At 65.4% G+C, this 11212-nt stretch carries 9 protein-coding genes; 8 read left to right on the top strand and 1 reads right to left on the bottom strand.

The window, feature by feature from the left end:
* Positions 1-786 precede the first annotated feature (786 nt).
* Positions 787-4608: an RCC1-like domain-containing protein gene (locus AB4Y72_RS18905; RefSeq protein ID WP_441427674.1), complete on the top strand. Its 3822-nt coding sequence runs from the start codon at positions 787-789 to the stop codon at positions 4606-4608.
* A gap of 331 nt (positions 4609-4939) precedes the next feature.
* Here the strand turns inward: AB4Y72_RS18905 and AB4Y72_RS18900 are convergent, their stop codons facing one another.
* The gene (locus tag AB4Y72_RS18900) at positions 4940-6139 is read right to left on the bottom strand and encodes an IS110 family transposase (protein WP_441427673.1); all 1200 of its coding nucleotides are present in this window, start codon (positions 6137-6139) and stop codon (positions 4940-4942) included.
* Between the two features lie 612 nt (positions 6140-6751).
* Between AB4Y72_RS18900 and AB4Y72_RS18895 the strand changes: the two genes are divergently transcribed.
* The 7 genes from AB4Y72_RS18895 to AB4Y72_RS18865 all read left to right on the top strand — a co-directional run bounded on the left by AB4Y72_RS18895 (position 6752) and on the right by AB4Y72_RS18865 (position 11153).
* Entirely contained in the window at positions 6752-7138 is a 387-nt protein-coding gene (locus AB4Y72_RS18895; RefSeq protein WP_441427676.1) for an IS110 family transposase, read from the top strand.
* Positions 7139-7459: 321 nt separating this feature from the next.
* Positions 7460-7807, top strand: coding sequence for a hypothetical protein (locus AB4Y72_RS18890; protein WP_441427672.1), 348 nt, complete (start codon positions 7460-7462; stop codon positions 7805-7807).
* A gap of 70 nt (positions 7808-7877) precedes the next feature.
* Positions 7878-8240, top strand: a complete 363-nt coding sequence (locus AB4Y72_RS18885) for an ArsR/SmtB family transcription factor (protein WP_441427671.1) — start codon at positions 7878-7880, stop codon at positions 8238-8240.
* A complete protein-coding gene (locus tag AB4Y72_RS18880) occupies positions 8233-8706 on the top strand; it encodes an SRPBCC family protein (protein ID WP_441427670.1) in 474 nt (157 codons plus the stop codon). The genes AB4Y72_RS18885 and AB4Y72_RS18880 overlap by 8 nt, the downstream gene beginning before the upstream one ends.
* Entirely contained in the window at positions 8703-9518 is an 816-nt protein-coding gene (locus AB4Y72_RS18875; protein WP_441427669.1) for an alpha/beta fold hydrolase, read from the top strand. The genes AB4Y72_RS18880 and AB4Y72_RS18875 overlap by 4 nt, the downstream gene beginning before the upstream one ends.
* Positions 9519-9569: 51 nt before the next feature.
* Positions 9570-10283 carry a DUF998 domain-containing protein gene (locus AB4Y72_RS18870; protein ID WP_441427668.1) on the top strand — a complete coding sequence of 238 codons (714 nt, stop codon included), beginning with the start codon at positions 9570-9572 and terminating at the stop codon, positions 10281-10283.
* A gap of 213 nt (positions 10284-10496) precedes the next feature.
* Positions 10497-11153, top strand: coding sequence for a helicase associated domain-containing protein (locus AB4Y72_RS18865; protein ID WP_441427667.1), 657 nt, complete (start codon positions 10497-10499; stop codon positions 11151-11153).
* Positions 11154-11212: the final 59 nt, after the last annotated feature.

Raw genomic sequence — 11212 nt, 5'->3', positions numbered from 1 at the left:
GGGGTAGCCGTCCCGGTTCTCATCCGTGTAAACGACAACGTAGGACGCCGTTGCCTTCTCATCGTTGGCGGCGTGGCTGGTCAGCGTCTGCGCGTAGTTGCCCGGCTCGACGTGTTCGGGTGCGTCCACCCGCAGGGCAAGGGGCAGGAAATTTCCTGGAGGAAGTCAGCGACGCAGGAGCGCCGGAGGGACATTTCCTGCACCGCAGGCCCCGACGAAGGAGGGGCTAGACGGGGTGGAGCGGACGCCTAGAATCCGAAGGAATCTCAATGATGTTGTCAATGGGATTCCTGGGTGTGGCTATGGGACGGGGCTCTCGCGATCGTTGTTCCCGGGCAGGGCTTGCGTGCTTTGGTGTTGTTCATGGGTTTGTTCCTTTCACGTGGGCGGGCAGGTATCTGTACCGGTGTCCCGTCTCCCCCACCATGTATTTGCCTGCTGGCGGACCTTGCGTAGCTGTGCCCGACGGAGCCGGGGCAACCCGTAGGGCTAGCAATGGATGGCTTATGGGAGGAAATAAGCGAAGCACCGACATAAGGCATCCGCTGGGCAGCCGTCCGCAAGACGGTTGAGCCGGTGGAGCAGGCACATACGATCGGAAAAGAATCATGGACGCCCCTAAATTTTCCGCGTCGGTCTATGTCACTCCAGAAAAACCAAAGGTCACATCGTAGACGGGGCTCCTGATCCAGCTCTATTCTTGGCCCACTCTCATGGGGGCGGTGGCGGCCAAAAGGCTGTCACCTGGAGGTGGCTGTCTAGCCACATTTAGTGACTGGACTATGCATGCGTAATCACAGTGTCTCCAGAACCATCGCTGGCGTGCTTGTGGCCATGGTACTGATCGTCGGTTACCTACAATTTCCCGCTGGATCGGCGACGGCGGCTACGTCATTGTCTCCGGTTCCGGTTCCCACGATCACCGGGACGGCGAAGGTCGGCTCCACCCTGACCGCGGTCCCGGGGACCTGGGGACCGGCACCGGTGACACTGGCCTACCAGTGGAGGGCCGGCGGCGTCGTCATCCTCGCCGGGGTGAAGGCCACCTACGTTCCGGTCGCCGCCGACGCGGGCAAGACTCTSACCGTGACGGTGACCGGCACGAAGACCGGCTACACCACCGCGGCGAAAACCTCCGCCGCGACCGCCGCCGTCACCGCACTGCCGGTCCTGTCGCCGGCGCCGGTGCCCACGATCACCGGAACAGCGAAGGTCGGCTCCACCCTGACCGCGGTCCCGGGAACCTGGGGACCGGCACCCGTGACCCTGGCCTACCAGTGGAGAGCCGGCGGCGTTGCGATCCTCGCCGGGGTGAAGTCCACCTACGTCCCGGTCGCCGCCGACGCGGGCAAGACTCTCACCGTGACGGTGACCGGCACGAAGACCGGCTACACCACCGCGACGAAAACCTCCGCCGCGACCGCCGCCGTCACCGCACTGCCGGTCCTGTCGCCGGCGCCGGTGCCCACGATCACCGGAACAGCGAAGGTCGGCTCCACCCTGACCGCGGTCCCGGGGACCTGGGGACCGGCACCGGTGACCCTGACGTATCAATGGAAAGCCAACGGCGTGGCCGTCACCGGCGCGACCGCCGCGACCTACAAGCCTGTAGCGGCCCAGACCGGCAAGACCGTCACCGTCACCGTCACCGGAACCAAGACCGGCTACACCAGTAAGGCCAAGACCTCAATGGCCACGGCCCCGATTGCCGCGCCGCTGGTCATCACCGGTGGCGTGCTGCACGACGGTACCGCGGGCGCCAGATACCTGGAGCAGGTCACGGCAACCGGCGGCATCCAGCCCGTGACCTGGACAGCAACCGGGTTACCCCGCGGCATCACCGTCACCCCCGGGGGGACAATCTCCGGAATCCCCACCGCCGCCGGAACCACCACGGTCACACTCACCGCAACGGACGCCGCCGGAACCCGGGCCACCGCGACCCGCACCCTAAATGTGCCCACGACGATGCCCACCGGATGCGCGGGCACCGCCTGTGCCGTACTGAAACCGAGCACACGGACCGTTCACGTCCCGGCCACCGCCATCAAAACCCTCACCCGGGACTCGGTGACGCGGAAAGTCGCCACCGTAACTCTCACCGGCCCGGCCGTGAACGGCAGGAAGATTGCCGCCGGCCAGGTCCTGGTCCTGACCCCCACCCCGGACATCGAATCCGGTGCCATCGTCTACATCGACACCCTCAAGAACAACCCCGACGGGACAGTCACCGCGTCCGTCACTCCGACCACCCCGGCCGACGCCTATACCGAGGGCACGGTCAACAGCATCGACCCGACACTCACCACCGGAACCCCCGCCATAGCGACCCAAGCGCTCACCACGACCCCGTCCCCTTCAGCCACAACTCAGGCAACCTCGCCCTTACGGCTTAAGTGCGACGCTGGGGTCACCGCCATCCCTGCTGGACTGTCCACGACCACCAACATGACCCCTTCTCTCGTGGCCATCTGGAAACGCCCGATCGCCGGAATAGGCGGCGTGTACGTCGGAACAGGTGGCTTAGACCTCTTCCAGTTCGACCTGGACGGCACCATCACCGTAAACCTCGGCTCCAGCATCTCCGGACAAGGCAAATGCACGCTCACCCTGCCCGAAGCCAAAACCAGCGTCCCCGCCGGAAACATGGGCTTCGTCGTCTTCGCCGCCAAACCCACATTGACACTGGAAGTCACCGGGAAAGTCGCGATGAACACCTCCATCACCCTCAAATGCGGGGCCGAATACCGGTGGAACGCAGGGACCGAAAGCCGCACCAGATTCTGTTCCACCGCGTCCCTGCCCCTGACCCTTACCAGCAGCGCCGGTGTTGAAGCCAAAGCCACCGCAGCCATCGACGTCCGTGTCGCCCTCAACGACATGGTCGGGATCACCGGCCAGCTCAACGCCGGCATCAACACCAAATACACCCCCACCACGCACCCCATCACCACCATCGACGCGACCGCCGGCTACGAACTCGGAGCCTGCCTGGCCTGCTTCTGGGCCGGCTCCCCTGCCCATGTCACGATGCTCACCGGCACCTTCTACAACCACCGCATCGCCACCTACGACACCCCGCCACCACCGCCACCAACCACCACCGCCCCGCTGACCATCACCACCACCAGCCTGCCCACCGCGACCACCGGCACCGCCTACCGCGCCACTCTCACCGCCGCGGGGGGCACCGGCCCCTACACCTGGGCCATCACCACCGGCAAGCTCCCCTCTGGCCTCACCCTGGAACCGAGCAACGGAACCATCACCGGCGTACCCACCGCCGCCACGACCAGCAACCTCACCATCACACTCACCGACAACAACCGGGCAACCACCACCCGCACCACCACTCTGAGAAGCCAGCCCGCAGCCCCGCCAGGACTCACCAACGTCAAAACCATCATCAGCGCGGGCTATAACGCGTACGCGCTCAAAACCGACGGGACCGTCTGGGCCTGGGGCCAAAATTTCTTTGGCCAGCTGGGCAACGGCACCACCACCGACAGCAGCACCCCCGTCCGGGTCACCGGCCTTACCGGCGTCACCGCCATCGCGGCAGGCGACGGAAACGCCTACGCCCTGATCCAGGACGGAACCGTCAGGGCCTGGGGCTACAACACCTCCGGCGAGCTGGGCAACGGCACCACGACCGGCAGCAGCACCCCCGTCCGGGTCACCGGCCTCACCAGCGTCACCGCCATCACGGCAGGCAACGGAGCAACCTACGCCCTGCTCCAGGACGGAACCGTCAGGGCCTGGGGCGTCAACGCCACCGGCCAGCTGGGCAACGGCACCACTACCAGCAGCAGCAGCACCCCCGTCCGGGTCACCGGCCTCACCGGCGCCACCGCCATCACGGCAGGCGACCTAGCCGCCTACGCCATACTCAGAGACGGAACCGTCCGGGCCTGGGGCTACAACAACTGGGGCCAGCTCGGAAACGGCACCACTAGCAGCAGCAGCAGCACCCCCGTCCGGGTCACCGGCCTCACCAGCGTCACCGCCATGACGACTGTCGACGGAACGGCCTACGCCTTACTCCAGGACGGAACCGTCAGGGCCTGGGGCAACAACACCTCCGGCCAGCTGGGCAACGGCACCACCACCGACAGCAGCAGCACCCCTGTCCGGGTCACCGGCCTCACCGGCGCCACCGCCATCACGGCAGGCAACGCAGCCGCCTACGCCCTGCTCCAGGACGGAACCGTCAGGGCCTGGGGCAACAACATTTTCGGCCAGCTGGGCAACGGAACCACCTCCTTCAGCAGCACCCCCGTCCGGGTCACCGGCCTCACCGGCGCCACCGCCATCACGGCAGGCAACGGAGCCACCTACGCCCTGCTCCAGGACGGGACCGTCAGGGCCTGGGGCTACAACTACTCCGGTGCGCTGGGCAACGGCACCACCACCGACAGCAGCACCCCCGTCCGGGTCACCGGCCTCACCGGCGCCACCGCCATCACGACAGGCAACGAAGCCACCTACGCCCTGCTCCAGGACGGAACCGTCAGGGCCTGGGGCGGCAACACCTCCGGCGCGCTGGGCAACGGCACCACCACCGACAGCTGGATCCCGGTGCGGGTCGGAGTGACATCCGGACCGTAAACCGGCTCCCCCGTCGGGGACGGGGCACGTCCTGGCCGAGGGCCTCGGCATGATTCCGCGACCTCCAACGCTCCGACCCACGTCTCTCGAAGCTGTCTTCGGATCCCGGACTCCCGCCGGAACACGGCGACGAGCTATCGGATGTCCTTGCTGCATAAGTGAGGCGGCCCATCCCTGAGAAATCGGCCGCTGGCCGAAGGGACGGTCTGCGGATGGGGATACTGCTTGCGGGTAGCTCGGTACCATCACCAGCGTCAGCGTCAGCGCCACTCATTCAGGTCACCGGGCTGAGAGCAATCAACGGACTTCAGAACTGACCCCGTTCAGCCAGCTAAGCGCGGACTGCATGACCGGGGGCCGGGGTGTAGGTGGTGCCGTCGCGGAGCATAGCCCAGAGGACGTTGAGGCGGCGGCGGGCCAGGGAGAGCATGGCCTGGATGTGGGTTTTTCCTTCGGCGCGTTTTCGGTCGTAGTAGGTGCGGGAGGCGGGGCAGGACTTCAGCGCGGAGAGCCCGGAGAGGTAGAAGACGCGGAGGAGCCGGCGGTCGTAGCGCCGGGGCCGGTGGTGGTTGCCGGTGGTCCGGCCGGAGTCACGGGGTGCCGGGGCCAGTCCGACGACGCCCGCGAAGCGGTCGGCGGACTGGAAAACGGTGAGGTCCCCGCCGGTGGCGCCGAGGAATTCGGCGGCGAGGACGGGGCCGAAGCCGGGCATGCTCAGCAGCACCTGCGTGTGCCGGTGTTCGGTGACTTTCTCGCTGATCAGCGCATCGAGTTCGGCCAGTTCCTCGTTCAGCCTCAGGATTTCCTGTGCGAGGGCGGCGACGATCAGTTCCCCGAGGTGTTGGGCGGGGACGGTGGTGTGCTGGGATTTCGCCGCATCGACGGCAGCGGTGGCGACGGCGGCGGATGAGCGGGTGCCGTGTTTCTTCAGCCACGCCTGAATCCTGGCCTGTCCGGTTCTGCGGATCCCATCCGGGGTGCGGTGTTTGGTCAGCAGGAGCAGGGCTGCTTTGGAGCGGCTGTAGTCGAAGGCCCGCTCCAGGGCGGGGAAGTATTCGAGCAGTTGGGCCAGCAGGCGGTTGATCGCCCGGACCCGGTCCGCGGACTTGTCGGCCCACCGGGCGGTGAGGATCCGCAGCCCGGTGCTGATCTCGTCCCCGGCCCGCAACGGCTGCAGATCGCGGCGCATCCTGGCTTGGTCGGCTATTACAGCGGCGTCTTTGGCGTCCGTTTTGCCCTCGCCGCGGTAGAGCTTGGAGGCGTGGTGGACGATCCGTCCCGGGATGTAGAGGATGTTTTGGCCGTGGCCGACGAGCATCGCGATCAGCAGCGCCGGTCCGCCGTGGTTCAGGTCCGTTGCCCAGATGACCTCGTCCCCGGCGGCCAGCTTGAGGACGGTGGCGATGAGTTCGAGCAGGGCGRGTTCGTCGTTGGGGATTTTCTGCGAGAGCAGCCGGTTTGAGTCGGCGTCGATCACGACGCAGTGATGATGGGCTTTGCCGGCATCGATACCGGCCCATAGGTGCACCAAAACAGCCTCCAGTCTGTCGGACGGGTGGAACCCGGCAGATAACCGCGCCGTCGTGTCCTTATCCGGCGATCATGTCGCGTCTCTCAATCAGCGGTCGGGTCATCGCGGGGCGGCGGGCGGCCAATCCTTCGGAGCCGTCACGACATGAGCCGTCCGGCCACAGCAACAAAGCCATACCCGCCTCCCCCGGGTAGCCACGACCCTACAACGGCCACGGAACCACCCGACAACAACATAAGGACAGCAACCAAAAGACGGTAATACTGGAACAGTGCCTGAGCCGTCGTGACCCAGCCAAAATTGACGTGCCTGGCGGCACTGTCTTCCCGATGATCTGTCCGCCGGCTCAAGGTCCGCTAAAAGGGGTGTCGAGCCAGGCGGACATGACCTCATAGGAGCCTGATACGACCAGTCCCATTACCGTTTTGTCTGCCCACCTGGCCCGCGCCCGATCAATCAGCATTCGACGCGAGTGAGGGGCAATTTCCATCTTGGCAAGCGAACCAACAAAAGTCATCGCGGGTATCGACACCCACGCCGACACACACCACGTAGCCGTCATCAACGAACACGGCAAACCCCTCGCGGACAAGGAATTCCGGATACCGGAAAATCATCGACTTCATCACCTCCCACGGCACAGTCATAGCCATCGGCGTCGAAGGAACAGGCTCCTATGGCGCCGAACTCGCCAGAACCCTACGGGGTGAAGGGCTCACCGTGCTGGAGGTAAACCGCCCGAACCGGGCCGCCCGCCGACTCAGGGGAAAGTCCGACCCGCTGGATGCCTACCACGCCGCCAATTCCGTACTCGAGGGACGGACGAAGGCGATCTCGAAGGCCAAAGACGGCCCCGTTGAATGCCTGCGGATCCTACGTTCCGCGCGCGTCAGCCATCAAGGGCCCGGACCGCGGCCATCAACCAGATCAAGGCGCTCCTCGTTTCTGCCCCGGACAAAATCCGGGCGAAATACCGCGCGCTGGCCACCTCAGCGCTGATTCCTGCCCTGCAGCGCATGAGACCTTCAGGACACCTGGCTGGCCCCGAATACGTGACTCTTCTGACCCTGAAAGCGCTGGTAGCCCGATGCCAGGCACTGGGAACAGAAATCGAGGCTGCTGACGCGGCACTCAAGGAAATCCTCGACAGCTATGCTCCGATGCTTTGCGATCTCCCAGGAGTCGGGACCGAAGTAGCCAGCCTCATGAGGCAAGACAACCCGCCACCGGCTCAGCAGAGGCGGCGACCGCAGCGCCAACAATGCCTTGCACCAGGTAGTCCTGGTCCGCATGGGCTCTTGCCAACGCACCAAGGATTACGTGGCTAAACGCACGTCCGAGGGCAAGAGCAAACGCGAAATCATGCGCTGCCTCAAACGCTACGCAGCCCGCGAGATCTGCCGCCAGATCACCGACCCCCGGCCGGCACCCGACAACTCGGACCTCCGCCACATGCGGACGGAACTCGGACTCACCATCACGACAGTGGCCGGCGAACTTGGCCAATGGGTTTCCATCATTTCGCGTCTGGAACGCGGCCGTATCCGCAATGACGAGCTCGCGGCGACCTACCGCCAATGGCTGACCGACCAGGCCGAGGCGCAACGCCCCACACCTCCGGTAGCAGCTGCAGCAAGGACAAGTGCGTTACTGGACGCCGTTAGCTGAGACTCGGAGGCTTGACGCTTTACTCAACCAGCCCTACTCTAAAACCATAAAGTTATATAACGATAAGGTTATGATCCTGATGATTGATGAATTGAGTGCAGTGTTCGGTGCTTTGGCCGATCCGACCCGGCGGGCCATTCTGCAGCGGCTCGCGGACGGCGATGCGCAGGTTTCCGACCTTGCGGYGCCGTTCAGGATCAGCCAACCGGCGATTTCAAAACATCTGAAGGTACTGGAGAACGCCGGCCTGATTTCCAGGAGCCGGGTGGCGACTGCCCGGTTCAGTCATCTGGAGCCCGACCGGCTCAAGGAAGCGAGCGAGTACATGGAGCGGTATAAGAAGTTTTGGGGTGAGTCCTTCGACAAACTCGACGGCGCGCTGGCCTCGTTTCAGCGTGACACCAAGCCCAAGGGCCAGGGCCGAGATGTCTGAGGGGCGCCAGCAGGAAATCGCAGAACACGACGTTTTCATCTCCCGCTCCTTCGCCGCGCCCAGGGACACGGTCTGGCGGTTCTGGACCGAACCCCGGCTCCTCGCCTCCTGGTTCGGGCCCGAAGGCGTTCACGTACCGGCCGACAGCATCACGGTAGAGCTCGTGGAGCAGGGCCGGTGGGAGTTGACCATGGTCGACAACGCCACCGGGGCCAGCCACCCCATCCGGGGACGCATCACCGCCTTTCAAGCGCCGGAATTCCTTGAGATCCAACTGACCGCAGTGACCGAGGCTGGACCCGTGGACGACGTCGTGCTGCGGCTTCAGTTCCACGATCACGGCGACCGGACGCGCATGACCCTCCACCAAGGCCCGTTCACGGACGAGATCCGGGACATGACCCACGCCGGATGGATTCTGTCCTTCACCAAACTCGACACCCTCCTCGAAAGGCCCACAGCATGAAAACCAGTTCCCCCCACACCCAGGTCACCCAGATCACTTCAGCGGACGGGACACCCATCTCCGTCGAACACATCGGTACCGGCCCCGCCCTGGTACTGGTCGACGGCGCCTTCTGCGGCCGGTCCTTCGGCCCGGCCCGGTCCCTGGCCACCAGGCTTGCCGACTCCTTCACCGTGTATTTCTACGACCGTCGCGGCCGCGGCGACAGCGGTGATACCCGGCCTTACTCCGTGGAACGCGAGATTGAAGACCTCGCCGCCGTCATCACCCATGCGGGCGGAGACCCCTTCGTCTACGGCATCTCCTCCGGCGCCGCCCTCGCCCTCGAAGCAGCAGCGGCGGGTATCCGGATGCGCAAGCTCGCCACCTACGAGGCCCCCTACACAGGAATCGGCGACGCCGATGGAACGACCGTCGACCACGCCGGGCACCTGAACTCACTGCTCGCCCAAAACAAGCGCGGCGCGATGGTCTCCTACTTCCTGGTCAAAATGATCGGCGTCCCGGCATTTGTGCCCCTCATGCTGCGCCTGATGCCAAAGATCTGGAAGAGCCAAAAGAACGCCGCCAACACACTCCCCTACGAGGTCGCCGTTCTCAACAACTTCACCGCACCCACGGACCGGCTCGCCAAAATCACGGTGCCGACCCTTGTCATGGTCGGTGGAAAGGCCGCCCCAGCCATGACCTCAGCTCAAGCAACAACAGCGGCCGCCATCCCCCAATCACTGCACCGCACCCTTGAGGGCCAAACACACCAAGTCTCAGACGCAGCAATGGCAGCCGAACTCCGCGGCTTCTTCACCGACTGACCCGTTGACGACCCTCACCAAATTCATTTCGCCCACAGACCGGAATAGACCATGCCCAAAATCAGCTACCAAACCGAACATCAGGAATCCCAACGACGCCCGGCCACCTCCTCTGCCACGCGGGTATTGCTGGCCTGTGGCATCGCCGCCGGCCCCCTATACCTTCTGGTCAGCTATACCCAGGCGCTTCTTCGCCCGGGCTTCGACGCGGCACATAACGACCTCAGTGTCCTCGCCAACGGCGACCTGGGCTGGATCCAAACCACAAACCTGATCCTCACCGGGGCCCTTACCATCCTGTCCGCCATCGGATTCCGACGGGCCCTCAACCCGGGACGAGGAGCCATCTGGGGACCAGTTCTCGTTGGAATATACGGTGCCGGCTTAGTGGGTGCGGGGATTTTCACCGCCGATCCTATGAACGGGTTCCCTCAAGGCACGCCTCCCGGACACCCCACCTCCGGTTCCCTCCACGGACTTCTTCATTTCTTTACCGCCGGAGTAGGCTTTACCGCCCTCATCGCTGGCTGCTGCGTTATGGCCCGCCGGTTCTACAGTTCTGGAAACCGGAGGCTCGGAGCATTCTCCCTGGCTACCGGAGTTCTCTTTCTTGCCGCCTTCGCCGGCATTGCCAGCGGGTCAACATCAGCCGTCATCGTCCTTAGCTTCACAGCAGCCGTAGTCCTCGCTTGGACCTGGCTGGCAATAACCGCCGTCCACCTACGACGCAGCCACCCCCTGTCTCCCCCCGTCCGCACCAGCTGAGCACGCCGACCCACCCAAAAGCACGATCCAACAGCAATTTGACGACTATGAGCATCGTCGAAGACGTAAGACAGGGGCCAGGGGAGGCCGGAGCCCTGCGACGGACAGCACTGGACCCGACAGCCGGCCGCGCCAGCGGACGCCCGAAAGCGTTGTCGGTGGAATCCGCGGTGACCGCCGGACTCATGGGGAGGCCGTGGCAGGATGTCGATCATGGACAGGCGGTTGCGGCGGGCTCCTGACGCCGAATGGGTGCTGATGTACCGGCTCGGACTGAGCCGACAACGCATCGCTGCCCTCGTGCGCGCCGGGCCCTCCACGGTCGGATACCACCTCGTCATCGCCCRCCGCCAGGACCCGGGCCTCGAGGCCGAACACCAGGCCGCCGCCCGCGCCGCACCCGTTCCTCACCCCTCCCCCACGGACCTCGCCCGCATGGACGAGCTCATCGCCTGGGTCAGGGCCGAAGGCCGGCTCCCCCGTGACCGCTCCGGGCAGCGGAGCGAACGGGCGATGGCGCGCTGGCTGGCGGCACGCCGGCGCGAAACGGCCGCGGGGACCCTGGACCCGGCCTACCGTGACGGCCTGGCCCACATGCCCGGCTGGCTGGGAAACCGCCGAAACGCCGAGGACGAGGCCCGCTGGCACCACCGGCTGGCCCAGCTCGAGGACTTCCGACACGAGGGCAACGACTGGCCCCGCCACAAGGGCTGCGATTCTGAGCGGGAGCACACCCTCGGCGTGTGGATCCACACCCAGCGGCACAAGCACCGCCGCGGCGAGCTCGATCCTGTGAAGGTCAAACTCCTGGATGCCGCGGTTCCCGGGTGGCAGGTCGGGAGGACCCGCGGCCGGCCCCGCGTGCGGTGACCTGGAAGGTCGCGCTTCCCGGGAGCGACCAGGACCTCACGCCGGCACTCCTCTTAGAT

Origin of the sequence: Arthrobacter sp. YAF34 (genome assembly GCF_052113245.1) — a bacterium.
Taxonomy (GTDB): domain Bacteria; phylum Actinomycetota; class Actinomycetes; order Actinomycetales; family Micrococcaceae; genus Arthrobacter.
The sequence above is the reverse complement of the archived record's forward strand: the minus strand, read 5'-3'. Positions and strand labels throughout refer to the sequence as shown.